Below are 23,276 nucleotides of genomic sequence, written 5' to 3' on the forward strand. Positions count from 1 at the left end.
TCCACGCCACCGCGGCGTTGCCCGTCACGCCGCGGGCGGGCGGGTGGCGACCATCGAGGGCCGCTGGGCGAAGCCCTCATACCAGAGCGCCGTCTTCGGCAGCCGGGCGGCCCGGGTCGGGTCGGGAAAGCGCAGGTCCAGGTAGCCGATGGCGCAGCCCAGCGTGATCACGCCGATGTCGACTCGTTCGCCCAAGCCATCGGCCTGCGCCTCGACGTCTGCCAGCACCGTGGCGATCTTGGCCTCCTGTCCCGCGATCCAGGCGGCCGAGCGCTCGGCCTCGGCCCGGGCGGTGAGTTCGTAGCGGATCAGCAGCGCGGCATCGAGGAGGCCGTCGGCGGTGGACTGAAGCGCGAGGGCGTCCCAGCGGGCCGGGCCGGCGGAGGGGAAGATGCCGCCCTCGGAGAGGGTATCCAGGTACTCGCAGATCACCCGGCTGTCGGCGAGTACGAATCCGTCGTCGTCGATCAGGGTCGGCACCTGGGCGAGGGGATGATGGCGCAGGATGGCGGCATCGCGCGTGACCGGATGGGCGGCGGTCGGCAACAGCGCGATCCGATCGGTCAGGCCGAGCTCATGGGCGACCACCATGACCTTCCGCGCGAAGGGCGAGAAATGCGAATGGAACAGCTGCATCGGGGTATCCGTGGCGATGAAATCGGACCGGGCGGTCGATCACCCGATCATCGGCGTCCGGCGGGCCGCGGTGCGGCGACCGTCTCGGGCGCAGGGGCGGGTTTGGGTGCGGGGCCGAGGCGGGGGATCTCCACCACAAGTCGCTTGACCGGCCACCCGTCGGCCCAGCGATCCATATCGCTGAGGCGGGGATTGTTCTTGAGGGTGGCGGCGTCCGTGCCCGCGAAGGCTGCGGTGGCGGCCAGATCGAACGTCTTCCAGTACGCGAGATAATCGAGGCTGTCGGAGCGCGCGTTGTTGAGCTGGGCCACCAGCGTGGTCTGTTCGCCGGTCAGTGCCATGTCAGCCGACCAGCGGAAGGGCGGAGGGGGCTGCTTGGGGTCGCGCGGCGGCTCCGGCGGTGCCTTGATGGCGCCGCCGTCGAAGGCGGCATCGACCCCGGCCGGGGACGCCAGGGTCGCGGTGAGGGCCGGAAAACCGTGGTCGTCCGACAGGACGCGCACGAACAGCTTGCGCTCGGGGGGGACGGAGGTCGCCTCGCGAAGGATGCGCCGGGCCGCGAGATCGGCCGCGCGGGCGTCGCGGTCCCCGATCATCGTGACCATCAGCGTCTGGGCCGGCAGCGCGGCGAGATCCTTCAGCGGCACGCCGCGGGAGCGGGCGTCGCTGGCGATGCCGCCGGGCATGACGACGAAGACCAGCTTGGGCACGGGCAGGCCTTCCGCCGCCGCTTCGGCCGCCAGGGTGGCGGCGATGGGCGCGCCCGCGAGATGGCCGAGGACCGCGACGCGGTTCAGGTCGGGCTTGGCGTCGCCGTCCTGAGCGATCTCGGCGAAGGCGGCCTTGGCGGACTTGATGGCGTTGGCGGTGGCATCGGCAGGCCGGGTGCGATTGACCTCTTGGAAGCGCGGGAACACCACGAGGAAGCCCTTGCGGGCGAGATGGTCGATCCAGGCGCCGTAGACCTGCGGGTTCGGTGCCCCCCAGGCATGCAGGACGATCGCCACGGGGCGGCCCTCGGCCGGCGCCGGTCCGGCCTTGTGAAAGACGTAGCTGGCCGACCCGATGCGGCCGACCGCACGTTTCACGACGGTGGCGCTCCGGTCACCGTTTGCGCCGGGGCCTTCGATCGGCTGGACCGGAGGCGCCGCGGCCTTCGCCGCAGCCACGAGCGACAGCGTCACGGCACATACGGCGGCGACCGTGCCGAGGCTTTTCATCAGGGGCATCCGGAACTCGGCGGTGACGGCGGATCGGGCGAAGCGACCTCGTTCTCTTATCAGAGATTCGGCGGCGGCAAGGCAGCCGCACCGTCACCACCGGACAACAAGGAGGGCCGGCCGATGCCAAGAATAACGAATTCCGGCTGCCTGTTGCCCTCAACCCTCACCCTTGTGAACGTTTCGCTGCTCGTCGATCCGTCTCGCCAGCGCAAGCAAATCGCTGGGTTGCCCTGCCCCGGTCACGTCGCCGTAGAGACCCTGTAATTCCTCGCCGAGCTTCGCGACGAGCTTTGTCGACGAAAAGCCGGTGTGAAACGAATCACTGTCTTGGGATATAGCCGGGCGTTGATAATCGACGGTGATCATGGTGTGATCTGTTCACGTTCAAGCTTCATCACCGCGCGAGACATGACGCGCAATGACTCGGTCAACGCATCCGTCGAGCCAAGTTTCCCCTAAGATCCTGAATTTTATCGCCCACGATGACGTCAGGCCGGCCGGGAATCTCCCACCAGCGCCGGTCGGTCCGGCGTGCCGGGGCGCGGCGGCGCGTTCTCCTCGACCCACGACAGAATGTCGGCCGCACGCCAGGGCTTGGGAATGAAGGTGGCCGAGACCCGGAGGTCGCTGGGCTGGTCGCCGGCATCGCCGGAGGTCAGCAGGACGCGGACGCGTGGCCAGGTCACGCCGATGATCCGTGCCAGTTCGAAGCCGCCGATCGGACCGGGCGTGCGCACGTCCGAGAAGACGACGCTGACTTCGTCGGCACGATCGTTCAGGATGGCGAGGGCGTGTTCCGCCGTCTCGGCCTCGATCACGTCGAAGCCGGTCTCCTCGAGGAGGGTCGCGGCCAGGAAGCGCTCGTCGGGTTCGTCCTCCACGACCAGGATCATCGGCTTACGGGCCGTCGAACTTACAGCACTCATCTGCGTCGAACGCCCCCGACGGCGAAAAGATCGGCCGATCCTTTCGTAACTCTCGAGACCCGTTAAGGCTTCATTATGTCAATCCTGCGGACCATCGGTCGCGCAGGGTTTGTATGGAAGCCGGGTCGGCCGATTATCCAGCGCGGTCAGCCCGCACCGTTCGCCTTGAGGAAGGCCAGTGCGCGCGCCCAGCCATCCTCGGCTGCGGCCTTGCGGTAGCTCGGCCGATAGTCAGCGTGGAACCCGTGCGGTGCGTCGGGATAGACCACCAGCTCCACCGACTTGCCGGCCGCCTTGGCCTTGTCACGGGCTTCCTCGATGCTCGCCACGGGAATACCGGTATCGGCGCTGCCGTAGAGGGCGAGGATGGGGGACTGGATCTCGGTGACGACATCGCTGGCGGTCCTGGGCTGGATCGACGTGCGCTCGCCCCCGAGCTGCCCGTACCAGGCCACGGCCGCCTTGAGGTCGCGACGGTGGGCGGCATAGAGCCAGACGGCGCGCCCGCCCCGGCACCAGCCCATGGCCGAGAGCCGGTCCGGATCGCCCTTGGCGGCGGAGGTCGCCCAGGCGGCCGTGGCGTCGAGATCGGCGATCCACTGGGCGTCCGGCGTCTTCGAGATCACCTCGCGGATGATCGTCTGGGCATCCGTCATCGTCGCGAGATCGCCCTGACGGGCGTAGAGTTCCGGCGCCACGGCGCAATAGCCGGCCTTGGCGAGACGGCGGCAGATGTCCTTGATGTAGGCGTGGACCCCGAAGATCTCCTCGATGACGAGGACCACCGGAAACGGACCGCTCCCCTGCGGCACCGCGCGGTATCCGGGCATCGGCCCGTCCACGGTCGGAATGGCCACCTCGCCGGCTTCGATCCCCACCGAATCGGTGGTGACGACCTGAGCCTCCACCGAGGTCGTCGCCAGGGTCAGCCCCGTCATCAGGCTCGTCATGACGAACCCGCGCCGCGAGAACGGAGGGGTCAGCAGGCCCTCGTGACCTTCGGGGGCGTCGCTTCGGTGAGCCGTCTCGTCGTGCTGCATGAGATCCTCGCCAGTCTCGCAATCCTCACCGGACTTGCCCGACGCGAAGGACCATCGGGCACCGGCCCCGTCAACCACCGGTCGGGGCGGCACGGGCGCGGTCCCTGCCGCCGGTCAGCGGCCCGCGACCGCGACCCTGCGTCTGTCGCCGGTCTCGTCGCGACGCCATGCCACGTCGCTCGGCAGAGGGCCGGGCGGCTTGCGCCCGCCATGGCGCCGACGCGACACGATCTCGCCCAGCGACGTGAACCCCAGGTCGACGATGTCGCGTCCGCTTCCGAACCTCGGACCGAAGCCGATCGCGAACGACCGCATCAGATCAGGATCTGCGGCGACCCCGTAGCGGCCGAGGGCCACCATGAAGGCGTCCCGCAACGGTCCCGGCTCGCACCAGCTCTTCTCCGCCAGATGCAACGGCCACTCCCAGAGCTCGCCGTCCCGGCGCCGATCGATACCCGCCCGGTCGATGACGTATCCGGTGCGCGGATGGTCGATCCCCTCGGCGGTCACGCGCCACTCCCCGTTGGCGTAGAGCACCTCCGTGCACGGCACGGCATCGCAAGCCGGCTCGACATCACAATCGACCATGGTGGCCTCCCGCCGCGAGACCGGGCCGCCGTCTCGGCGGGACCGGAACATTACGGGAACGATGATCGCAAAGGGGACTCCCGTCAACCGGCGTCGTTCACTTTTCGTTCGTCGTCATGCGCGGCGATCAGCGCGGCTTGAACAGCGGATGCTGCACCCGGTCGCCGGCCTTGATGCCGAGGCGGGCGGCTGTGCCGGCGTTCAGTTCGAGGACGGCGAGGACCGGTTCCCCGGAGGGGATCACGCGGGTCGACTGCGGTTCGGTATCGGCGGCGATTCGCGCGATGGTGCCGTCCGCCCGGATGAACAGCATGTCGAGGGACAGGTAGGTGTTCTTCATCCACATGGCGACCGGGGCGACCTTCTCGAAGTCGAACAGCATGCCGTGGTCCGCCGCCATCGTGCGGCGGAACATCAGCCCGCGCGAGCGGGCCTCGTCGTCGCGCATGACCTCGACGGCAAAGCCGTGGCTGGCGCCGCGGGCCGCGATGGTGAGCGGTTCGGTCTGGGTCTGTGCCGCCGCCGACACCTGGAGGAGAACCAGGGCGAGGAAGGCCGCGGCGAACCGCTGCCAGGGACGGGAGCGGAAAACGGACATGTGCATCGCTACGGTTCTGCCGCGTCAGTGGGAGGCGGGCAACGCACCGTCGAGGAGGCGGACTTCGGCCGCCATCACACCCTTCGATCCGTCGCCGTACCGGACGAGAACGGTCTCGCCGGGTTTGAGTTCGGCGATCCCGTAGCGGCGCAGGGTCTCCATGTGCACGAAGATGTCCGGGGTGCCGTCGCCGCGGCTGAGGAAGCCGAACCCGCGCAGGCGGTTGAACCACTTCACCACCGCCGTCTCGAGGCCGCTGGTGGGCGTCACGCTCACATGGGTGCGCGGCATCGGCAGTTCGGAGGGGTGGGTCGCCGTCGATTGATCGAGGGACATCACGCGGAAGGCCTGCCAGCCGCGGGCGCGCCGGGTCGCCTCGACGACGACGCGCGCACCCTCGCTCGCGCCCTGGTGCCCGTCCCGGCGCAGGCAGGTGATGTGCAGCAGCACGTCCGGGGTCCCGTCGTCGGGCACGATGAAGCCGAAGCCCTTGGCGACGTCGAACCACTTGATGCGGCCGGCGACCTCGATGAGATCGAGGGGGCGAAGCTCCTCGGACGACAGGCCGTCGGCGATTCGGGCGTCGTCGGACGATGCGGCTGGGTGCGACCCTTGGAGGCCCGATCCGAAGACGTCCGACATTGTAAGCAACCCACACCGAATCACGCTGCGCGATCCGCAATCAAGATTAACAAAGTCGTGACTCGGCGGAAGCCCGTTTGCCCGCCAGCGCTGCCTCCCGATCGCGCAATCTCCGCCGACCCGGCAAAGGCGCAACAGGTGGCGATCGCACGTGCCCCGGTCCTGCCCGGGGGAAGCCGCTGATCGGACTCGGGAAATCTCAACCCGCGCCCCAACGGGGCCGGAAAGGGTCGACGGCCGCCTGCGACGCCGTGGCTGCCGGGGGCCGTGACAGGTCGCCCGGACCGCCGATCGATGCTAGGGGCCGCGGCCATGCAAAGCGCCGAGACCACCCCGCCCGCCGCCGTTCCGCCGGGGCGGCGATTCGCTGCCCTCGACGCCGCCCGGGGCGCGGCCCTCGTCGCGATGGCCGCCTATCACTTGACCTGGGACCTCGGTCATCTCGGGCTCACGCCGGAGAACTATGCGCTCACCCCGCCCGGCAAGGCGGCCGCGCACGGCATCGCCGGCACGTTCCTGTTCCTCGTGGGCATCGGGCTCGTCCTGATGCGGGGACGGGGCGAGGCCGCGACGGAGGCCATCCGCCGGCGGCGTTTCCTGATGCGGCTCCTGCGGATCGGCGGAGCGGCCCTGGCGATCACCGCGGCCACGCGGATCGCCTTCCCCGACAGTTACATCTTCTTTGGAATCCTGCACTGCATCGCCCTGTCGAGCGTGCTGGCGGTGCCGTTCCTGCGCGCGCCGGCGCTCGTGTCCGCACTGGGGGCGGTCGCGGTCCTGGCGGCCCCCCACCTGGTGCAGGCCGAGGTCTTTCCGCCGGTAAGGGTCTTCGACGATCCCGTCCTCGCCTTCCTCGGGCTGGGTCGCGGCGTTCCGCAGACCAACGACTACGTGCCGCTGTTTCCCTGGTTCGGGCTGGTGCTGGCCGGGATCGCCGCCGCCCGCCTCGCCGGCCCTGCCGCCGCGCGTTCCTCGCTCCCGGAGTGGGTCGCGACGGGCCGCGCGATGCGCGGTCTGGCGATGGCCGGACGCCACAGCCTGTCGATCTACCTCGTCCACCAGCCGGTGCTGCTCGGCCTCCTCACCGGCGTCGTCGCGCTGAGCGGCCAGCACCCGCGCGCCGGGGAAGCGGAGTTCCGCCGGGTCTACGCGCGCAACTGCACGGAGACGGGCGGCGAGGCCGGGCCATGCCGGATCGCGGCACGCTGCGTCGTCGTCGGCTTTCGCCGGGAGGGGTTGTGGGCCGAGGCGGGCCGCTCGTTCACACCAGCCGACCGCGCCCGCGCGCAGGCCCTGTCGCAGGCCTGCTACGAGGCGGCGGCATCCCCTCCCTGATCCGGGAAGGGCCGTGCCTGATCCGGGAAGGGCCGTGCCTGATCCGGGAAGGGCCGTGCGGGGACGTCAGTCCTTGGCGCGTTCCACGTAGGAGCCGTCTTCGGTCATGATGACCACCCGGGTGCCGGCCGCGATATGCGGCGGCACGGCGGTGCGCACGCCGTTCGACAGGATCGCCGGCTTGTAGGACGACGAGGCGGTCTGGCCCTTCATGGCCGGCTCGGTCTCGGCGATCTCCAGCACCACGCGCTGGGGCAACTCGATGGTGAGCGGCACCCCGTTGTGGGAGGAGAGCTTCACCGTCATGTTCTCCTGGAGGTAGGGGGCGGCATCGCCGACCACGTCTTTGGGCACCGCGACCTGCTCGTAGGTCTCGGGGTTCATGAAGTGGTAGCCCTCGCCGTCCTCGTACATGAAGGTGTGGTCGCGATCCTCCACGAAGGCGCGCTCCACCGACTCGGTGGTGCGGTAGCGCTCCGAGATCTTCACGCCGTCGGTGATGCGGCGCATGTCGAGCTGCGTCACCGGCGTGCCCTTGCCGGGGTGGATGTTCTCGATCGTCAGGATGACGTAGAGCTTGCCGTCCTTGTCGACGACGTTGCCCTTGCGGAGCGAAGAGGCGATCACCTTCACGGGGTCTGGTCCTGTCTGTACGAAAATGCTGCGCACGCCCCGTCGGGTCCGGCCCGCGGGAACGGCATCTGTGGTTCGCCACTACTCCATCCGCGCCGTGGTTGCCAGTCGCCGCTGCGTCAGCGCGTCCCGGCGACGTCGATCCACGGCGCGCGACGTCGTGAGCGCGCCCTCGCCCTGGTGGACGCCCCAGGTCCACGCCGACCGTCGCCCGGTCCTGATGATGCGTAACCGCGTGGTCGCGGCCATGCGTGCGCATCTGTCGGCGCATGATTTCGTGGAGGTCGAGACGGCGGCCCTGCAGGTCTCGCCGGGCAACGAGACGCATCTGCACGCCTTCTCGACGCAGATCGTGGCGCCGGACGGCTCCCTTGCCCCACTCCATCTCCACACCTCGCCCGAGTTCGCCTGCAAGAAGCTGCTCGCGGCCGGCGAGACGCGGCTCTTCACCCTCGCGCGGGTGTTCCGCAACGGCGAACGCAGCGCCCTCCACCATCCCGAGTTCACGATGCTCGAATGGTATCGTGCCGAGGCCGGCTACACCGTGCTGATGGAGGATTGCGCCGCCCTCCTCGCTGAGGCCGCGCATGCCGCCGGCACGCGACACCTCGAGTTTCGCGGGCGCCGGTCCGATCCGTTCGCTCCCTTCGAGCGGCTGACCCTCGCCGAGGCCTTCTCGCGGTATGCGGACATCGACCTCCTGGCGACGATGGACCGGGATGGCGCCACCGACCGCGCCGCCATGGCCGAGGCGGTGGCCGGTGCGGGACTGCGGGTCGCGCCCGACGATACCTGGTCGGACCTCTTCGGCCGCGTCCTCGTCGCGACAATCGAGCCGCACCTCGGCATCGGCCGGCCGACGGTCCTGCACGCCTATCCGGCCAGCGAGGCGGCGCTGGCGCGCCGTAGCCCGGACGACCCGCGCGTGGCGGAACGGTTCGAACTCTATGCCTGCGGGGTCGAACTCGCCAACGGGTTCGGCGAGCTCACCGATCCGGCCGAGCAGCGCCGCCGCTTCGAGGGCGAGATGGCCGAGAAGGCGCGCCTTTACGGGCGGACCTATCCCATCGACGAGGATTTCCTGGCCGCCCTCGCCCTGATGCCGGAGGCGAGCGGGATCGCCCTCGGCCTCGACCGGCTGGTGATGCTGCTCGCCGGTGCCCCGCGCATCGAGGACGTGGTCTGGACGCCGGTCGCCATGGGTGTCCCATGATGAGCGCCCCATGCTGACCCGCACCTTGCGCAGCCCGGCCGATCTCGTCGCGGCCGGCCTCGCCGCCGCGACCGACATGGCCGCCCTCGAATCCGTGGCCGCGCGCTACGCCATCGGCGTGACGCCCGACATGGCCGAGCTGATCGCGCCGTTCGACCCCGCCGACCCGATCGGCCTGCAGTTCCTGCCGCAGGGCCGCGAATTGGAGACGCGGGCCGAGGAGCGGGCCGACCCGATCGCCGATGCCGCCCACAGCCCGCTGCCCGGCCTCGTCCATCGCTATCCCGACCGGGTGCTGCTGAAGCCGCTCCACGTCTGCCCGGTCTATTGCCGGTTCTGCTTCCGCCGCGAGATGGTCGGCCCCGGCGGCCTCGGCAGCCTGACGGAGGCGGAGCTGAACGCGGCCTTCGCCTATATCGCCGCCCGGCCCGAGATCTGGGAGGTGATCGTCACCGGCGGCGATCCCTTCGCCCTGTCGCCCCGCCGCCTGGAGCGGATCGCCGCCGGCCTTCGCGCGATCGGGCACGTCCGTGTCCTGCGCTTCCATACCCGCGTGCCGGTGGTCGATCCGGCTGCGGTCGATGCCGACCTCGTGGCGGCGCTGAAGCGTTTCGGGCGTGCGGTGTTCGTGGCCCTGCACGCCAACCATCCGCGCGAGTTCACGCAGGCGGCCCGCGCCGCCTGTGACCGGCTCGTCGACGCCGGCATCCCGCTGGTGAGCCAGAGCGTACTGCTGCGCGGCGTCAACGACGATGCCGCCACGCTGGAGGCGCTGATGCGGACGTTCGTCGAGAACCGCATCAAGCCCTACTACCTGCATCACGGCGACCTCGCGCCGGGCACGGCGCACCTGCGCACCGATCTCACGCAGGGCCGGGCGCTGATGGAGGCCCTGCGCGGACGCCTCTCGGGCCTGGCGCAGCCCACCTACGTCCTCGACATTCCCGGCGGTCACGGCAAGGTGCCGGTGGGTCCGGCCTATCTCGGCGCGGACGGCGCCGGATGGCGGGTCCGGGATCCGCAAGGGGTCGAGCACGCCTACCCGCCCCGCCCCGGCGATCCCGCCTGACGGCGCACTCCTTCCCACCATCGGACCGGCCCGCGCGATGTTCTTCCCGCTCTCGAAGCTCGTCTTCTTCCTGATCACGCCCTCGAACTTCCTGGTTCTCCTCGGCTGCCTCGGGGTGCTGCTGGCGCTGGCGACACGCCTGCGCCGGATCGGGCTGGGGCTCGCGACGGCGGGCCTCGTCGGCCTCGCGGTCGCGGGGTTCTCACCGCTTGCGACCTGGATCGCCCTGCCCCTCGAGGACCGTTTCCCGGCCTTTGCCGACGACGGCGGCCCGGTCGCCGGGATCGTGGTGCTCGGCGGTGCCGTCGAGACGGGCCTGACCATGGGCCGTGGGCAGATGATGACGAACGACGCCGGCGAGCGGCAGGTCGCGATGGCCGACCTCGCCAGGCGATACCCGGGCGCCCGGCTCGTGTTCTCCGGCGGCAGCGGCAGTCTGGCGGGGGAGACCACCTCCGAGGCCGAGGTGGTCGGGCGCTTCGCCGATACCCTTTCCCTGCCCCGCACTCGCCTGATCCAGGAGGACCGCTCGCGCAACACCCGCGAGAACGCCGCCTTCACCGCCGACAAGGTCCAGCCGAAACCCGGCGAGCGCTGGCTGCTCGTCACCTCCGCCTGGCACATGCCGCGGGCGATGGGCTGCTTCCGCAAGGCCGGTTTCGACGTCGTGGCCTATCCGGTCGACTACCGCACCGGCGCGCGGGGGGATGCGGCCCGCTTCAACAGCTTCGCCTCCACCGGGCTCCTCGTCCTCGACCTCATGGCCAAGGAGTGGGTCGGCCTCCTCGCCTACCGCCTGGCCGGCTACACCGACGACTGGTTCCCGGCCCCCTCCCCGTCCGCGACGGGCAGCCCGAGCCGGTAGATTCCGCGAAAGTCGTCCGGATCGTCCACGGGCCGGCCCTTGCGCAGGATCGCGATGCGGCCTTGCTTGACGAGGGCCACCGCCGCGCGGCGCACCGGCTGCATCAGCGGGCTCCAGCCCTCCGGATGCGGACCGCCGAGGGCACGCGCCACCTCGGAGGGACAGACGGTCTTGTCGGCCCCGCGCGTCTCGACCATGGCCAGGATCGTCTCGGTGATGAGCGCGTCGCTCGGACGGACCGGCTTCGTCATAGGGGCATGGTCATAAGGGCATGTCCTCGTCCGCCAGGAGGGCGGCACGGATATCGGAGGCGAACTGCCGCCGCCACATCACATAGACCGCACCGGCGGTCGTCGCCATGAGCACCCAGGGCCCCACGAACCAGCCGAGGTAGGCCAGCGCGAACAGGAAGGCTCGCTGCCCGCGGGCGAAGTGCCCGCCCGCGGCGATGTTCATCGCCGCTGCCCGGCGGGCCGCCCGCTCCATCTCGGCCTCCCCGGCGCCCGAACCCTTCGTCGGGATCGCGCCGATGAGGATCGCGCCGTAGTTGAAGAGGCGATAGGCCCAGGCGAACTTGAAGAAGGCGTAGACGAAGACGACCGCCAGCCCCGCCACCTTGATCTCCCAGGTGACGCGGCTGGCCACCGCGCCGAACGGCAGCGCCCCGAACAGGGTGAGCACGTCGTCGCTCGAGCGCGACAGGGTGAGGACGCCGCCCAGCGCGATCAGCGAGGTGGACGCGAAGAAGGCGGTGCCGTTCTGCAGCGAGGCGTTGATGGTGGTATCCACCACCCGGTTGTCGCGGGTGACGATCTGCCGGGACCAGACCTCGCGCTGGCCGTTCATGAACTGGCTGAGGCTGGTGCGCCGCCCACGCATCCGGCCGACGGCCAGGCCGTAGCCGAGCCACATCGCGACGAAGACGATCAGGGCGGCCAGATCGAGGTGCGAGAAGTCCGCCGGAAGCGACACGGTGGAGAGGGTCTGGGACGCCATGGTCTCCTCGTCTGTCCGCGTCCGCGGCGGGTGGCTCGAGACGCCGTGGGACGATGCGCCGGACGGGTGCCGCGACAATGCCGGGCTGTTCTGCGTGCGGATTCGGCCGAGGTCCAGGTCCGGGGCGTGCTCCGTCGCGCATGCCAGCCGTGTGTCCGATACGAACCCCTCCACCCGACGTCGTGTTCGCCGACGTCAGTCGGACAGGATCGAAAATCCCTCTGCGGACGGCATGGACTCGACCTCGGCGACGACGATGTCGTCGACCCGCGCGCCCGGCGGGCCGCGCCGGCAGGCCTCGATCATGGCCGATACGCCCTCGGCCGGACCCGAGAACAGAGCCTCCACCGCGCCGTCCACGCGGTTGCGCACATGGCCCGACAGGGCGCGGCGCAGCGCTTCGTCCCTGGTCCAATACCGGTATCCGACGCCCTGCACCCGACCCCGGATCACGACCTGCACCGTTCTCGTCTGCGTCATCGTCCCTCGATTTTCCCGGCCGATCGCGTCAGCGCGCCCGGCGCTGCCATCCGCGCATCTCCCGGAGGTAGGCCGCCGGCAGTTGCGCGGCGACCGCCGCCGCCAGGACCGCTTCGAGATAGCCGGGCCGCGGGATCCCCGCCACCGCGTTGCCGCCGAGGTAGATCAGCGCCCGCTTGATGCCGCCCGTCGTCACCACCGGCTGGGACGCCTTGACGTAGAGCCCGCCCGACACGCCCTCGTAGCGGTCCAGCGCCGGCATGTCGGCGAGCTTGAGGTCCCACAGCACGCCCCACACCGTGGCGGCGGGGTCGCGCACCACCGAGGCGTAGCCCTCGCGCATGATGATGAAGCGGTGCCGGTTGAGCCGCCCCAGTCCGATCAGGATCGAGCCCGGGCAGCGCAGGGCCATGGCGCCGGCGTCCATGTTGGCGCCGTAGGCGAAATAGAGGGGCATTGCGTGCTGAAGGATAAGGTCTCGTCTGCGTTACTTGCCGCCCTGCTCGTCCGAGCGGCGTATCGCCCGCTCATTGGCGAGCACGGCCAGATAGGCCGCGGCCAGGACCACCGCCGGGATCACGAAGGTGACGAAGATCTCGCCGGTGTTCATGACTTCAGGCTCCGCAACGCGCGTCTCGCGAGAATATGTAGGCCCGCACCGGCACAAAACCAAACGCCGGCGAAGAACGCCGTGGCGAGGCTCGGAGCCGGGGCCACGGCGATGCCGAAGCTGACCGCCGTGACCGGCGTGACGACGCCGATCACGATGAAGGCCACGGCGATGTTGTTGATCCCCGTGGCCAGCAATTTGGTCTGCTCGTTGTGCGTCGTGTTCACGCCTCGCGCGATCTCACGCGAACTCGAGGATCACCGCGTCCACCGCCAGGCTGTCGCCTTCCTTCGCCGAGATCTTCGAGACGGTGGCGTCGCGCTCGGCGCGCAGCACGTTCTCCATCTTCATGGCCTCGACGATGGCCAGCGCCTCGCCGTTCTTCACCTCCTGGCCTTCCGTCACCAGGATCGCCTTCACGAGCCCCGGCATCGGGCAGAGCACCTGCTTGCCGGAGCCGGCGTTCTCCTTGACCGGCATCAGGGCGGCGAGTTCGGCCTCGCGGCGGGTGTAGACGCGAGCCTCGGCCGCCGCGCCCGCGTGCTGGAGCGAGACGCCGTTGAGAAGGCCGCGCACCTGGATCGCCACCGCGTGGCCGCCGATCTCGCCGGACCAGACCGGCTCGCCCGGGCGCCAGTCGCTGACCACGTTCAGGATGCTGCCGTCCTCGGCCGTCACCGCCAGCGCCTCGCCGATGGTGTCGACGGTCACCGGGTAGGCCTGGCCCGCCAGGATCACGACGCGGTCGCGCTCGAAGTGGAGCAGGCTCGGATCGCGCATCTGGCCGGAGATGCCGCGCTTGCGCTGGTTGAGCTTGTGGTCGATGGCCGCCGCCGCGGCCGCCATCCGCTGCGCGATCTCGCCCGCGGGCTCCGGGGCGACGAAGCCCTCGGGGAACTCCTCGGCGATGAAGCCGGTGGAGAGGTTGCCCGAACGCCAGCGCGGATGCGCCATCAGGGCGGCGAGGAACGGGATGTTGTGGCGGATGCCGTCGATGGCGAAGGCATCGAGCGCCTGGGCCTGCGCGTCGATCGCCTGCTCGCGGGTCGGCGCCCAGGTCACCAGCTTGGCGATCATCGGATCGTAGTGGATCGCGATCTCGCCGCCCTCCTCGACGCCGGTGTCGTTGCGCACGATCGCCTCGCCGAACCCCCCTTCCTCCGGCGGGCGGTAGGTGGTCAGGCGCCCGATCGAGGGCAGGAAGTTGCGGGTGGGGTCCTCAGCGTAGACCCGGCTCTCCACGGCCCAGCCGTCGAGCTTGACCTGGTCCTGCGTCAGGGGCAGCGCCTCGCCGTAGGCCGAGCGGATCATCATCTCGACGAGGTCGACGCCGGTGATCATCTCGGTGACGGGATGCTCCACCTGCAGGCGGGTGTTCATCTCGAGGAAGTAGAACGACTTGTCCTGGCCGGCGACGAATTCGACCGTGCCGGCCGAATCGTAGGCGACCGCACGCGCCAGGGCCACGGCCTGCTCGCCCATCTTCCTGCGGGTCTCCTCGTCGAGGAGCGGCGAGGGCGCCTCCTCGATCACCTTCTGGTTGCGGCGCTGGATCGAACACTCGCGCTCGCCGAGGTAGATCACGTTGCCGTGCTTGTCGCCGATCACCTGGATCTCGATGTGGCGCGGATCGGTGATGAACTTCTCGACGAACACCCGGTCGTCGCCGAAGGAGGACGCGGCCTCCGACTTGGCGCGGGCGAACCCCTCGGCGACCTCGCCCGAGGAGTGGGCGATGCGCATGCCCTTGCCGCCGCCGCCGGCCGAGGCCTTGATCATGACGGGGTAGCCGATCTCGTCGGCGATGGTGACGGCGTGCTCCGGGCTCTCGATCACGCCGAGGAAGCCCGGCACCGTGGAGACGTTGGCGGCCGAGGCCGCCTTCTTCGACTCGATCTTGTCGCCCATGGCGGCGATGGCGCCGGGGTTGGGGCCGATGAAGACGATGCCGGCCGCCTCGAGCGCCCGCGGAAACGCCTCGCGCTCGGACAGGAAGCCGTAGCCGGGGTGGACCGCCTGCGCCCCGGTCCGCTTGCAGGCGTCGACGATCTTGTCGATCACGAGGTAGGATTGCGCCGCCGCGGCCGGGCCGATGTTCACGGCCTCGTCGGCCATGGCGACGTGGACCGCGTCGCGGTCGGCGTCGGAATAGACGGCCACCGTCTTGATGCCCATCCGCCGGGCGGTCTTGATGATGCGACACGCGATCTCGCCGCGATTGGCAATCAGGATCTTCTCGAACATCGGTCCGGGCACTCTGGGTCGGTCGGGATCACGGGACGGGACGAGCCGCCCAAGCTTGCCTCCGTTAAAGCAGTTGTGCTGCTTCGGGAAGCTGATGGTCGCATCCGCTGCGTGTTTCCTGAGGGCCGTCCGGGCCTCGGGTCGTGTCACCTCGCGTGCGCAATGTCGTTCGTCGACGCCGGGGGTCGGGGCCTGTCGGGGGCGCCTTCGCGTCGGGCGCCGCATCCGTTCCGGCTTCAGGCGGCGAGGGCCTGCGGGGCGGTCGCCTCGTCGGCCTGGCGGGTCCCGCCCGCGAGGGCCTTCGCGGCCTGCGCCTTGGCAGCCAGCGCGAAGGCGATGAAGTGCTCGTCGCTGGCCTGCGCCTCCTGGACGACGCTCAGGGCGATCCGCGCCGCCAGGGGGGTCGGGCCGGAACCGGCGCCGAGGGAGGCGGCGAGCCAACGGGCGATGCCGGCATCGATGTAGCCGGTCGGGCGCTCGCCCCAGACGGCGAAGTCGACGACGAGGGCGGTGAGGAGGTCGCCGAAGGCGGGATCGGCGTCGACGGAGGCGCGGTCGAGGGCGATGAGCATGTCGGCCTCGTCGCGGCAGGCGATGCCGTCGACGAGGATCTCCCCGGCCAGGAGGCGGACGTCGCCGGCGTCGAGACGACCCTCGGCGACGACACGGTTACAGAAAAGCTGAAGAGAAGCGTTGATCATTGGTTGATGCTCCTGCGGCTCTACTTGGGGCCGCTCGGTGTTTCCGTCTGTTTTCGACTATGCAGGACGGCATCGTTTCATCGGTTAACATCGAGATCTGAACGCGCGTTCAGGTTAAAGCGTGCTCACGAAGCAGCCTTTCGAAGATGTGACCGCGAACGGGCGGAGCCGCCGTCGCCGTGGCGGCGGGCGACTCGCCGGCGCCGCCGCTTTTTCAACATCGTTTGCCTGTCTATCGCGGCGGGATATGGGGTGTTTCGCCGGGTCGGAGTGCTCCGGCCCACCCGCTTCGTTCCAGTAGACCGCGCCCGCGAGACCGTGCCGAATGCCCCCTGCATCCCGCCTGCGCACCGTCCTCATGCGTGCCGTCCTTCCGGGCCTCCTCGCTGCCGCGCCGCTCGGATCCGCGTTCGCGGACAAGATCAAGAACCCGACGGCGGTGTTCTCGGGCCTCGACAAGGTCACCGGACGGATCGTCTCCTTCGAGGTGGCGGTGGACGAGACCGTGCAGTTCGGCGCCCTGCAACTGACCCCGCGGGTCTGCTACAGCCGGCCGCCCACCGAGAGCCCGAAGACCACGGCCTTCCTCGAGGTCGACGAGGTCACCCTCGACAACAAGTACCGGCGCATCTTCACGGGCTGGCAGTTCGCGGCGAGCCCGGGCCTGCATGCCATCGAGCACCCGATCTACGACGTCTGGCTCGTCGATTGTAAGGGCGGCACCGACATCATCGCCGAGGCGCGCGAGCAGGAGGACGTGCCGGTCCTGGCCGCCAAGTCCGAAAAGACCAAGCGGCCGACCCGCCGCGACGACCCGACCCGCACCGCCCAGCAGGTCAACCCGCGGGGCCAGGTCGACGTCGAGGGCCCCCGCGGCGTGCCGGTGCAGCCGCGCCAGAAGCCATCGCGAAAATTCTTCCCCAACAACGAGGGGCCCGCCCCGGCGCCGCCGCCGCAGCAGCCCCAGTCGATCTTCGATTCCCTGTTCCGGTAGGAGCTCCCATGCCCGAGGCGGCGACGATCCTCGCCTTCGCGGCCGTCTCCCTCGGCATGGTCCTGACGCCGGGACCGAACATGGCCTACCTCGTCTCGCGTTCGATCTGCCAGGGCCGCCTCGCGGGGTTGGTCTCCCTGGCCGGCGTCGCCTGCGGTTTCGTGGTCTACATGCTGTGCGCGGCCTTCGGGATCACCGCCCTCGTCCTGGCGGTCCCCTATGCCTACGACGGCCTGCGCCTGGCGGGCGCGCTCTACCTCGGCTGGCTGGCCTGGTCGGCCCTTCGTCCCGGCGGGCGCTCGCCCTTCGCGATCAGGGAGCTTCCCGCCGACAGCAGGACGAAGCTCTTCGCGATGGGCTTCGTCACGAACCTGCTCAACCCGAAGATCGCCATGCTCTATCTCGCGCTGCTGCCGCAGTTCGTGACATCGGAGCACGGCCATATCCTGTCGCAGACGCTCGTGCTGGGTACGGTGCAGATCGTCGTCAGCGTCGGCGTGAACGCGATGATCGCGCTGGCGGCGGGCTCGATCGCCGGTTTCCTCGCCACCCGGCCGGGATGGCTGAACGTCCAACGCTGGCTGATGGGCGGGGTCCTCGGAGGCCTCAGCCTGCGGATGGCGTTCGACACCGGTCGCTGAGCGGGCCTGTCACCCTTCGAGGGCCGCGAGCACCTGCGCGCCGCGGCTCGGCTCGCCGACCGGCCAGACGTCCCAAGCGGCCGGCATGGCGATCGCCTCGGCGAGACGACGCTTGTAGACGTGGCGCGGCACCTCCGTCACGCCGAACTGCAGCAGGTGGTCGGTGACGAACTGGGTGTCGGCGAGGCGGTAGCCCCCGGCCCTGAGGCGGGCCACGAGGTGGACGAGGGCGACCTTCGAGGCGTCGCGCTCCACGTGGAACATGCTCTCCCCGAAGAAAGCGGCGCCCAGCGACACGCCGTAGAGCCCGCCGACGAGGCGACCCTCGGCATAGACCTCGACCGTGTGGGCATGGCCCTGATCGAACAGCGCGCCGTAGAGGTCGCGGATGCGGCCGTTGATCCAGGTGCGCTCCGCATCGCGCCGGGGTGCCGCGCAGCCCGCGATCACACCCTCGAAGTCGCGGTCAATCCGGACCTCGAACACGTCGCTGCGCACCGTGCGGGCGAGGCGTCGGCCCACATGGAAACCGTCGAGGGGCAGGACCCCCCGCGCACGCGGCTCGACCCAGTAGATGGCCGGGTCGTCGGCGTCCTCCGCCATCGGGAAGATGCCGGCCGCGTAGGCCTTGAGCAGGATTTCGGGCGTGATCTCCACGCGGTCGCCATCGTCCGAAGGTCGGTCGTGCATCGTCCGATCCTGCCCCGGCCTCGGCCGGATGGCCAGTGCCGGCACTGGCCGCCACATGCGAAAACGGCGGAGCTCTCGCCCCGCCGCCGCTTCACATCGTTCTCGCAAGACTTAGAACTGGGGGCCGCCCGAAGTGGTTCCGAGGTTCGGCACCGCCCGGTTGATCTGCTCGGCGTTGCCGCCCTTGGCCGAATCCTCGACGATCGCCTCGCTGTTGGAGCGGTAGGGTCCGTCGATCACGGTGCCGGTGGCGTCGGGATCGACGAGGACCGGGCGGTCGGCGTTGCGGTAGACGCCGTAGGTCGAGGGGTTGTCGATGGGGCCGCGCGTGGTCTGACCGGCCTGCGGGACAGCGCGCTCGGGCTGGCCGACGTTGCCGGACGGCGACTGCGCCAGGGCGGCGGTGGCGCTCAGGGTCGCGGCGACGAGGGCGAGAGTGATGGTACGCATGGTGGGTGTGACGTCCTTTAGAAAATGATCGTGCTGTCCGACCGGCATCGGTGCCGTCGGCATGGGGTGAGAAGTCGGCTCCTCCCGCCGCGTTCCCGTCGATCCTTCGTCGGCAATCCGTCGCACCCGACGGGTCTTGCGAACGCGGGATCGTCACCCGGTGTGCGATGCACCATCGCGCCGAGGCCGAAATGCCGAGACAAATCGGCTGCCCGTGCCCTCGCGAGGCGAGCAAACGTGCAAAGAGGGCTTCGCGACCGATCGATGGTGCACAATCTTGATGTGCGCTCGCGCACCAACCGTGGCTGGTGCCGGCCGTTGCACCGGGCTTCGGCGGCCTATTCGAGATCCTGAAGGCACCGTGCGGCGATCAGCGAAGCGGCGGTGCGGTTCTCCACCCCGAGCTTGGCGTAGATCCCTTCCAGGTGCTTGGTCACGGTGCGCGGGCTCAATCCCAGGATCTCGCCGATATCGCGGCTCGCCTTGCCGCGCGAGAGCCAGAGCAGCACCTCCGCCTCCCGGTTGGTGATCGGCAGGCGGCGGCTCAGGCGCTCCAGGCCGGCGGCGGTGCCGTCGCGCGTCAGCCGCAGCAGGATCTCGGCCCCGGTGCTGCCGATGAAGCTCAAGGAATGGGTGGCGCCGGCCCGGTCGTGGAGCGCGAACGAGCCGGCCTTGCCCCCCGACAGGCAGCCGGTGAGCCAGGCCCGGGCGGCGGCGGAAAGGCCGAGGGGCCCGGCTTCGGGCGCGATCTCGGCGAGCAGTCGGGCCGCCTGGGGAGTCGACCACAGCACGGCTCCGGCCGGGTCGACGGCGAACAGCGTCCGGCCGGTGGTGTCGAGGGCGGCCCGCGCCGATTGGGCGGAGCGGGCACCGGCCAGATGCACCCGGATGCGGGCCAGGATCTCGTCGGGGGCGATCGGCTTGGTCACGTAGTCGACGCCGCCGGCGTCGAGCCCCTTCACGATGTGTTCGGTCTCCGACAGGCCGGTCATGAAGATCACCGGCACATGGGCGAGGTGGCGCTTGGCCTTGAGCCGGCGGCAGGTCTCGAACCCGTCCATGCCGGGCATCACCGCATCGAGCAGGATGACGTCGGGGGTGATCTCGTCGACGAGGGCCAGGGCGAGGTCGCCGGCCACCGCCACCAGCACGGTGGCGCCCGACCGCTCGATCGCCTCGGTGAGGAAGCTCAGGGTCTCGGGCGAGTCGTCGACCACGAGGACGATGTCGCGCTGCGGCTCAGCCATCGCGGGCGAGCCCTTCGAGCACGCTCATGTAGCGGCGCAGGTCGTAGGCGGCGACGAGGCCGCGCATCCGCGCCACGAAGGCGGTCGGCGCCGCCTCCTCGGCCGCGATCTGGTCGAGCTTGGCCTCGATGCCGCGAATATGCCCGATGCGCCCGAGCCGGAGGAGGTCGGCGACGTGCGCGCGCCGGGGCGCCGCTTCGGAAAGCGGGACGGCCGCGGCCGGCGTCTCGGGCACCTGGGGCCGGTCGAGGCCGAGCAGGACGCAGACCCGCTCGACGAAGTCCCGCAGGTCGAAGGGTTTTGCGATGATGTCGTCGTGGGGGGCGTCGTCGCCCCGGTTCGGGGCGATCTCGTGGACGTTGGCCGACATCATCGCGATGCGGGCGGTGTAGCCCGTCTCGCGCAGGGTGCGCGCCAGCGCCCAGCCGCTCATGCCCGGCATCGCGATGTCGAGGAGGAACAGGTCGGGCCGGTGCGAGGCGGAAAGGCGCAGGCAGGCCGGGCCGTCGGCGGCGTCGATCACGGTGAGGCCCAAGGGTTCGAGGATCTCGTGCATGAGCCCGCGATGGGCGGCATCGTCGTCCACCACCATCACCATGCGCCCGCCGCCCACCGAGCCGCGCGCGCGGGTGGCCTGGACCGGCCCCACGGCGGGACGCGAGACCGAGCCGAGCATCAGGCGCACCCGCGCCTGGGTGCCCTGCCCGACCGTGCTCGCGATGGTGATCTCGCCACCCATCACCTGCGCCAGCAGATGCGCGATGGTGAGCCCGAGGCCGGTCCCCGGCGTCGCCCGTGCCGCCGGGGTCGAGCCGCGCTCGAACGGCTCGAAGATCCGCTGCAAGTCCGCCTCGGGGATGCCGAGCCCGGTGTCGCGGATCGTGAACACCGCGACCTCGTTGCGGTAGCTCAGATCGAGGACGACCTCGCCGGCGGCCGTGAACTTGATGGCGTTGGAGAGGAGGTTGAGCAGGATCTGGCGCAGGCGCTTCTCGTCGGTGGCCACCACCGCGGGCAGGTTGGCGGGTCGCGTGAAGCGGAAGGCGAGGCCGGCTTCGCTCGCCTGGAGGCTGATCATGTCGACGATCTGGTCGAGGAAATCGGACAACCGGATCTCGTTGCGGTGGACCTGCAGCCGCCCGGCCTCCATCCGCGAGATGTCGAGGAGGCCGTCGATGAGCCCCGAGAGATGCTGCGCGCTGCGGCGGATGACGCGGATGCCGTTCTGGCGCGAGGCCGGGATCTCGGGGTCGCCCTCGATGAGCTGGGCATAGCCGAGCACGGCGTTGAGCGGCGTGCGCAACTCGTGGCTGATGCCGACCACGTAGCGGCTCTTCGCGAGATTGGCGGCCTCGGCGATCTCCTTGGCCTCCTGCAGCTTGGCGTCGGTGACCTTGTGGGCCTCGATCTCGGATTCGTACAGGGCGGTCTGGCGGGCGGTCTCGCCCTGCGCCACCCGGCGGCTCTCCTGGGCCAGCACGAACAGCCAGGCCACCACCCCGAGGATGACGACGAGGATCAGGAACACGCTGGTCAGGGCCGTCGCCAGGGCCTCGCGGTGCTGGGGGTTCTCGGCCGCCGCCCCGGCGTGGACGATGCCGAGGATCAGCGCGATCACCGCCACCAGGGTCGCCATCAGCGCGAGGTAGCGCCCGAGCGGCGCCCCGATCCAGGCCGCGGTGCGGCTCGGCAGCACCGTCGCCAGGGCCGCCTGGGCCTGGGCGTCGAGGCGTCCGTGCGGCTTGCACAGGTCGCCGCAGCGCGCGTCCAGCGAACAGCACAGCGAGCAGATCGCGCCGCCGTAGGCCGGGCAATGGGCCATGTCCTCGGTGTCGAAGGGATGGTCGCAGACCTGGCAGATGATGGTCGAGGCACCGCCCCAGTCGGTCTTCGCGCTGCGCGCCAGGTAGTAGCGCCCGCCCGTGGCGTAGGCGATCAACGGCGCGCCGGCGAAGGCGGTGGCGAGCGCCAGGACCGGCGCGAACGGCTGCGGCCCCTCCCCCATCCACCCGGCATAGGCCGCGCAACCGGCGAGGATCGCGGCGGCCATCGCCCCGGTCCCGACCGGGTTGATCGCGTAGAGGTGGGCGCGCTTGAACTCGATGCCCGGCGGCGACAGGCCGAGCGGCTTGTTGACGGCGAGATCCGCCGAGAGCGCGCCGACCCAGGCCGAGACGACGACGGCGTAGAGCGAGAGCGTGCTGGCGATGGTCTTGTCGATGCCGAGCTCCATCAGGAGGAGCGCGATGGCGACGTTGAAGACCAGCCACACCACCCGCCCCGGATGCGAATGGGTGAGCCGGGAGAAGAAGTTCGACCACGCGATGGAGCCGGCGTAGGCGTTGGTCACGTTGATCTTGAGCTGCGAGATGACGACGAACAGCGCCATCAGCGCCACTGCCGCCTCGCGCGAGGGCACAACGTAGCCGAAGGCGATGGCGTACATCCGGGTCGGGTCGCTCGCCTGCTCGGCCGGCACGCCGTGGCCGAGGGCGAGCACGGCGAGGAACGACCCGAGCAGGATCTTGAGCATGCCGGGCAGGATCCAGCCGGCCCCGGCGCCGAGCACCGCCGCCCACCAGCGCCCGCGATGCGCCGCCGTCCGTTCGGGCACGAACCGCAGGAAGTCGACCTGTTCGCCCACCTGCGCCAGCAGGGCGAGGAGGATGCCCACGGCAAAGCCGAAGGCGGCCGGATCGAAACCGTCGGCCCGGCCGGAGGTGCCGGCATAGCCGGTCCAGGCCTCGAACGAGCCCCCGCCCTTGGCCGCGATGAAGGCGAGGGGCAGCAGGTTGAGGACGATCCAGATCGGCTGCGTCCAGATCTGGAAGCGGCTGATCAGGCTGATCCCGTAGATCACCAGCGGGATCGCGGCGAGCGCGCTGACGACGTATCCGATCGACAGCGGCAGGCCGAAAGCGAGATTGAGCGCCAGCGCCATGATCGACGCCTCGATGGCGAAGAACAGGAACGTGAAGCTCGCGTAGATCAGCGAGGTGACGGTGGAGCCGATGTAGCCGAAGCCCGCCCCGCGGGTCAGCAGGTCGATGTCGACTCCGAAGCGGGCGGCATAGACGCTGATGGGGGCGGCCGTGGCGAAGATGACGAGGCCGGCGACGAGGACGGCCGCCACGGTGTTGGTGAAGCCCGTGGCCAGCACCAGGGTGCCGCCGATCGCCTCCAGCGCCAGGAACGAGAGCGAGCCCAGCGCCGTCTGCGCTACCTGGAACCCCGACCAGCGCCGCGCCGACTTGGCGGTGAAGCGGAGCGCATAGTCCTCCAGCGTCTCGTCGGCGACGAAGCGGTTGTAGTCGCGGCGGATGGGGACGATGCGCTGCCGGGCGGTCATGGGGTCGGCTTCATTGCGCCGGGAAAGAAATTGAGCGCCGCGATAGAACTCGAGCCTGGTCTGTTCACGTGATGTCCCCTCCGGAGCAAGGATCGTGCACGCGGCC

At 70.2% G+C, this 23,276-nt stretch carries 27 protein-coding genes; 6 read left to right on the top strand and 21 right to left on the bottom strand.

Annotated features, from left to right (window positions below; translation table 11 throughout):
* Window positions 1-24: 24 nt before the first annotated feature.
* The 8 genes from ASF39_RS17615 to ASF39_RS17645 all read right to left on the bottom strand — a co-directional run bounded on the left by ASF39_RS17615 (window position 25) and on the right by ASF39_RS17645 (window position 5,653).
* Window positions 25-636, bottom strand: a complete 612-nt coding sequence (locus ASF39_RS17615; RefSeq protein ID WP_056286317.1) for a glutathione S-transferase — start codon at window positions 634-636, stop codon at window positions 25-27.
* A gap of 47 nt (window positions 637-683) precedes the next feature.
* On the bottom strand, window positions 684-1,856 hold the full coding sequence (locus tag ASF39_RS17620) for an alpha/beta hydrolase fold domain-containing protein (protein WP_156387787.1): 1,173 nt from the start codon (window positions 1,854-1,856) through the stop codon (window positions 684-686).
* A 159-nt stretch (window positions 1,857-2,015) separates the two neighbouring features.
* Complete coding sequence (locus ASF39_RS21530) at window positions 2,016-2,225, bottom strand: hypothetical protein (protein ID WP_156648540.1); 210 nt, start codon at window positions 2,223-2,225, stop codon at window positions 2,016-2,018.
* A gap of 122 nt (window positions 2,226-2,347) precedes the next feature.
* Entirely contained in the window at window positions 2,348-2,785 is a 438-nt protein-coding gene (locus tag ASF39_RS17625; RefSeq protein WP_055888354.1) for a response regulator, read from the bottom strand.
* A gap of 146 nt (window positions 2,786-2,931) precedes the next feature.
* Window positions 2,932-3,825 (bottom strand): dienelactone hydrolase family protein, encoded by an 894-nt coding sequence (locus tag ASF39_RS17630; protein ID WP_056286324.1) that lies wholly within the window; start codon window positions 3,823-3,825, stop codon window positions 2,932-2,934.
* Between the two features lie 114 nt (window positions 3,826-3,939).
* Window positions 3,940-4,335 carry a hypothetical protein gene (locus tag ASF39_RS17635; RefSeq protein WP_210168681.1) on the bottom strand — a complete coding sequence of 132 codons (396 nt, stop codon included), beginning with the start codon at window positions 4,333-4,335 and terminating at the stop codon, window positions 3,940-3,942.
* A gap of 205 nt (window positions 4,336-4,540) precedes the next feature.
* Complete coding sequence (locus ASF39_RS17640; protein WP_055888349.1) at window positions 4,541-5,011, bottom strand: DUF192 domain-containing protein; 471 nt, start codon at window positions 5,009-5,011, stop codon at window positions 4,541-4,543.
* A gap of 24 nt (window positions 5,012-5,035) precedes the next feature.
* Window positions 5,036-5,653 carry a cold-shock protein gene (locus tag ASF39_RS17645; RefSeq protein ID WP_056286332.1) on the bottom strand — a complete coding sequence of 206 codons (618 nt, stop codon included), beginning with the start codon at window positions 5,651-5,653 and terminating at the stop codon, window positions 5,036-5,038.
* 312 nt (window positions 5,654-5,965) lie between these two features.
* Between ASF39_RS17645 and ASF39_RS17650 the strand changes: the two genes are divergently transcribed.
* Window positions 5,966-6,988 carry a heparan-alpha-glucosaminide N-acetyltransferase gene (locus ASF39_RS17650; protein WP_056286335.1) on the top strand — a complete coding sequence of 341 codons (1,023 nt, stop codon included), beginning with the start codon at window positions 5,966-5,968 and terminating at the stop codon, window positions 6,986-6,988.
* Between the two features lie 66 nt (window positions 6,989-7,054).
* Here the strand turns inward: ASF39_RS17650 and efp are convergent, their stop codons facing one another.
* Entirely contained in the window at window positions 7,055-7,621 is a 567-nt protein-coding gene (gene efp / locus ASF39_RS17655; protein WP_055888343.1) for an elongation factor P, read from the bottom strand.
* Between the two features lie 220 nt (window positions 7,622-7,841).
* On the opposite strand from efp, the gene epmA reads away from it, so the two are divergent.
* From epmA to ASF39_RS17670, 3 genes are read left to right on the top strand one after another with little or no spacing between them, the layout of a single operon-like run.
* Window positions 7,842-8,834, top strand: a complete 993-nt coding sequence (gene epmA, locus ASF39_RS17660) for an EF-P lysine aminoacylase EpmA (protein WP_244472461.1) — start codon at window positions 7,842-7,844, stop codon at window positions 8,832-8,834.
* A gap of 10 nt (window positions 8,835-8,844) precedes the next feature.
* Window positions 8,845-9,903 (top strand): lysine-2,3-aminomutase-like protein, encoded by a 1,059-nt coding sequence (locus tag ASF39_RS17665; RefSeq protein ID WP_056286340.1) that lies wholly within the window; start codon window positions 8,845-8,847, stop codon window positions 9,901-9,903.
* Between the two features lie 37 nt (window positions 9,904-9,940).
* The gene (locus tag ASF39_RS17670; protein WP_055888337.1) at window positions 9,941-10,768 is read left to right on the top strand and encodes a YdcF family protein; all 828 of its coding nucleotides are present in this window, start codon (window positions 9,941-9,943) and stop codon (window positions 10,766-10,768) included.
* On the opposite strand, the gene ASF39_RS17675 is transcribed toward ASF39_RS17670, so the two are convergent.
* From ASF39_RS17675 to ASF39_RS17705, 8 genes are all read right to left on the bottom strand, one after another.
* Entirely contained in the window at window positions 10,708-11,019 is a 312-nt protein-coding gene (locus ASF39_RS17675) for a DUF3253 domain-containing protein (RefSeq protein WP_056286343.1), read from the bottom strand. The two genes, ASF39_RS17670 and ASF39_RS17675, sit on opposite strands and share 61 nt — an antisense overlap.
* A gap of 10 nt (window positions 11,020-11,029) precedes the next feature.
* Window positions 11,030-11,764 carry a DUF599 family protein gene (locus ASF39_RS17680; RefSeq protein WP_055888333.1) on the bottom strand — a complete coding sequence of 245 codons (735 nt, stop codon included), beginning with the start codon at window positions 11,762-11,764 and terminating at the stop codon, window positions 11,030-11,032.
* A 195-nt stretch (window positions 11,765-11,959) separates the two neighbouring features.
* The gene (locus ASF39_RS17685; RefSeq protein ID WP_056286346.1) at window positions 11,960-12,244 is read right to left on the bottom strand and encodes an acylphosphatase; all 285 of its coding nucleotides are present in this window, start codon (window positions 12,242-12,244) and stop codon (window positions 11,960-11,962) included.
* A gap of 28 nt (window positions 12,245-12,272) precedes the next feature.
* Window positions 12,273-12,701 (bottom strand): gamma-glutamylcyclotransferase family protein, encoded by a 429-nt coding sequence (locus tag ASF39_RS17690; protein ID WP_056286349.1) that lies wholly within the window; start codon window positions 12,699-12,701, stop codon window positions 12,273-12,275.
* A gap of 30 nt (window positions 12,702-12,731) precedes the next feature.
* Window positions 12,732-12,854, bottom strand: coding sequence for a hypothetical protein (locus ASF39_RS22600; RefSeq protein ID WP_274533838.1), 123 nt, complete (start codon window positions 12,852-12,854; stop codon window positions 12,732-12,734).
* On the bottom strand, window positions 12,851-13,081 hold the full coding sequence (locus ASF39_RS17695) for a hypothetical protein (protein WP_055888327.1): 231 nt from the start codon (window positions 13,079-13,081) through the stop codon (window positions 12,851-12,853). Before ASF39_RS17695 ends, ASF39_RS22600 begins: the two co-directional genes overlap by 4 nt.
* Window positions 13,082-13,094: 13 nt before the next feature.
* Window positions 13,095-15,098, bottom strand: coding sequence for an acetyl/propionyl/methylcrotonyl-CoA carboxylase subunit alpha (locus ASF39_RS17700; protein WP_056286351.1), 2,004 nt, complete (start codon window positions 15,096-15,098; stop codon window positions 13,095-13,097).
* Window positions 15,099-15,334: 236 nt separating this feature from the next.
* Entirely contained in the window at window positions 15,335-15,799 is a 465-nt protein-coding gene (locus ASF39_RS17705; RefSeq protein ID WP_055888324.1) for a hypothetical protein, read from the bottom strand.
* A gap of 358 nt (window positions 15,800-16,157) precedes the next feature.
* Between ASF39_RS17705 and ASF39_RS17710 the strand changes: the two genes are divergently transcribed.
* Both ASF39_RS17710 and ASF39_RS17715 read left to right on the top strand, forming a co-directional pair.
* Window positions 16,158-16,793 carry a DUF2155 domain-containing protein gene (locus tag ASF39_RS17710; RefSeq protein WP_200938245.1) on the top strand — a complete coding sequence of 212 codons (636 nt, stop codon included), beginning with the start codon at window positions 16,158-16,160 and terminating at the stop codon, window positions 16,791-16,793.
* Between the two features lie 8 nt (window positions 16,794-16,801).
* A complete protein-coding gene (locus ASF39_RS17715; protein ID WP_056286356.1) occupies window positions 16,802-17,434 on the top strand; it encodes a LysE family translocator in 633 nt (210 codons plus the stop codon).
* A 9-nt stretch (window positions 17,435-17,443) separates the two neighbouring features.
* On the opposite strand, the gene aat is transcribed toward ASF39_RS17715, so the two are convergent.
* The 4 genes from aat to ASF39_RS17735 form a co-directional block, all read right to left on the bottom strand.
* Window positions 17,444-18,124 carry a leucyl/phenylalanyl-tRNA--protein transferase gene (gene aat / locus ASF39_RS17720; protein WP_056286359.1) on the bottom strand — a complete coding sequence of 227 codons (681 nt, stop codon included), beginning with the start codon at window positions 18,122-18,124 and terminating at the stop codon, window positions 17,444-17,446.
* Between the two features lie 111 nt (window positions 18,125-18,235).
* A complete protein-coding gene (locus tag ASF39_RS17725) occupies window positions 18,236-18,574 on the bottom strand; it encodes a hypothetical protein (RefSeq protein WP_156387784.1) in 339 nt (112 codons plus the stop codon).
* A 338-nt stretch (window positions 18,575-18,912) separates the two neighbouring features.
* Complete coding sequence (locus ASF39_RS17730; RefSeq protein WP_055888315.1) at window positions 18,913-19,821, bottom strand: DNA-binding response regulator; 909 nt, start codon at window positions 19,819-19,821, stop codon at window positions 18,913-18,915.
* On the bottom strand, window positions 19,814-23,170 hold the full coding sequence (locus tag ASF39_RS17735; RefSeq protein WP_056286363.1) for an ATP-binding protein: 3,357 nt from the start codon (window positions 23,168-23,170) through the stop codon (window positions 19,814-19,816). The genes ASF39_RS17730 and ASF39_RS17735 overlap by 8 nt, the downstream gene beginning before the upstream one ends.
* Window positions 23,171-23,276 lie beyond the last annotated feature (106 nt).

It is taken from the genome of Methylobacterium sp. Leaf108, from assembly GCF_001423265.1.
Taxonomy (GTDB): domain Bacteria; phylum Pseudomonadota; class Alphaproteobacteria; order Rhizobiales; family Beijerinckiaceae; genus Methylobacterium.

What these genes read in the sequence shown, in the direction of transcription:
- epmA (WP_244472461.1), top strand. Translation starts at nt 7,842, where the DNA reads ATGATGCGTAACCGCGTGGTCGCGGCCATGCGTGCGCATCTGTCGGCG.
- ASF39_RS17715 (WP_056286356.1), top strand. Translation starts at nt 16,802, where the DNA reads ATGCCCGAGGCGGCGACGATCCTCGCCTTCGCGGCCGTCTCCCTCGGC.
- ASF39_RS22600 (WP_274533838.1), bottom strand. Translation starts at nt 12,854, where the DNA reads ATGAACACCGGCGAGATCTTCGTCACCTTCGTGATCCCGGCGGTGGTC.
- ASF39_RS17615 (WP_056286317.1), bottom strand. Translation starts at nt 636, where the DNA reads ATGCAGCTGTTCCATTCGCATTTCTCGCCCTTCGCGCGGAAGGTCATG.
- ASF39_RS17725 (WP_156387784.1), bottom strand. Translation starts at nt 18,574, where the DNA reads ATGCGTACCATCACTCTCGCCCTCGTCGCCGCGACCCTGAGCGCCACC.
- ASF39_RS17625 (WP_055888354.1), bottom strand. Translation starts at nt 2,785, where the DNA reads ATGAGTGCTGTAAGTTCGACGGCCCGTAAGCCGATGATCCTGGTCGTG.
- ASF39_RS17670 (WP_055888337.1), top strand. Translation starts at nt 9,941, where the DNA reads ATGTTCTTCCCGCTCTCGAAGCTCGTCTTCTTCCTGATCACGCCCTCG.
- ASF39_RS17620 (WP_156387787.1), bottom strand. Translation starts at nt 1,856, where the DNA reads ATGAAAAGCCTCGGCACGGTCGCCGCCGTATGTGCCGTGACGCTGTCG.
- aat (WP_056286359.1), bottom strand. Translation starts at nt 18,124, where the DNA reads ATGCACGACCGACCTTCGGACGATGGCGACCGCGTGGAGATCACGCCC.
- ASF39_RS17710 (WP_200938245.1), top strand. Translation starts at nt 16,158, where the DNA reads ATGCGTGCCGTCCTTCCGGGCCTCCTCGCTGCCGCGCCGCTCGGATCC.
- ASF39_RS17665 (WP_056286340.1), top strand. Translation starts at nt 8,845, where the DNA reads ATGCTGACCCGCACCTTGCGCAGCCCGGCCGATCTCGTCGCGGCCGGC.
- ASF39_RS17685 (WP_056286346.1), bottom strand. Translation starts at nt 12,244, where the DNA reads ATGACGCAGACGAGAACGGTGCAGGTCGTGATCCGGGGTCGGGTGCAG.
- ASF39_RS17630 (WP_056286324.1), bottom strand. Translation starts at nt 3,825, where the DNA reads ATGCAGCACGACGAGACGGCTCACCGAAGCGACGCCCCCGAAGGTCAC.
- ASF39_RS17675 (WP_056286343.1), bottom strand. Translation starts at nt 11,019, where the DNA reads ATGACGAAGCCGGTCCGTCCGAGCGACGCGCTCATCACCGAGACGATC.
- ASF39_RS17705 (WP_055888324.1), bottom strand. Translation starts at nt 15,799, where the DNA reads ATGATCAACGCTTCTCTTCAGCTTTTCTGTAACCGTGTCGTCGCCGAG.
- ASF39_RS17645 (WP_056286332.1), bottom strand. Translation starts at nt 5,653, where the DNA reads ATGTCGGACGTCTTCGGATCGGGCCTCCAAGGGTCGCACCCAGCCGCA.
- ASF39_RS17650 (WP_056286335.1), top strand. Translation starts at nt 5,966, where the DNA reads ATGCAAAGCGCCGAGACCACCCCGCCCGCCGCCGTTCCGCCGGGGCGG.
- ASF39_RS17680 (WP_055888333.1), bottom strand. Translation starts at nt 11,764, where the DNA reads ATGGCGTCCCAGACCCTCTCCACCGTGTCGCTTCCGGCGGACTTCTCG.
- ASF39_RS17690 (WP_056286349.1), bottom strand. Translation starts at nt 12,701, where the DNA reads ATGCCCCTCTATTTCGCCTACGGCGCCAACATGGACGCCGGCGCCATG.
- ASF39_RS17730 (WP_055888315.1), bottom strand. Translation starts at nt 19,821, where the DNA reads ATGGCTGAGCCGCAGCGCGACATCGTCCTCGTGGTCGACGACTCGCCC.
- ASF39_RS17700 (WP_056286351.1), bottom strand. Translation starts at nt 15,098, where the DNA reads ATGTTCGAGAAGATCCTGATTGCCAATCGCGGCGAGATCGCGTGTCGC.
- ASF39_RS17640 (WP_055888349.1), bottom strand. Translation starts at nt 5,011, where the DNA reads ATGTCCGTTTTCCGCTCCCGTCCCTGGCAGCGGTTCGCCGCGGCCTTC.
- ASF39_RS21530 (WP_156648540.1), bottom strand. Translation starts at nt 2,225, where the DNA reads ATGATCACCGTCGATTATCAACGCCCGGCTATATCCCAAGACAGTGAT.
- ASF39_RS17735 (WP_056286363.1), bottom strand. Translation starts at nt 23,170, where the DNA reads ATGACCGCCCGGCAGCGCATCGTCCCCATCCGCCGCGACTACAACCGC.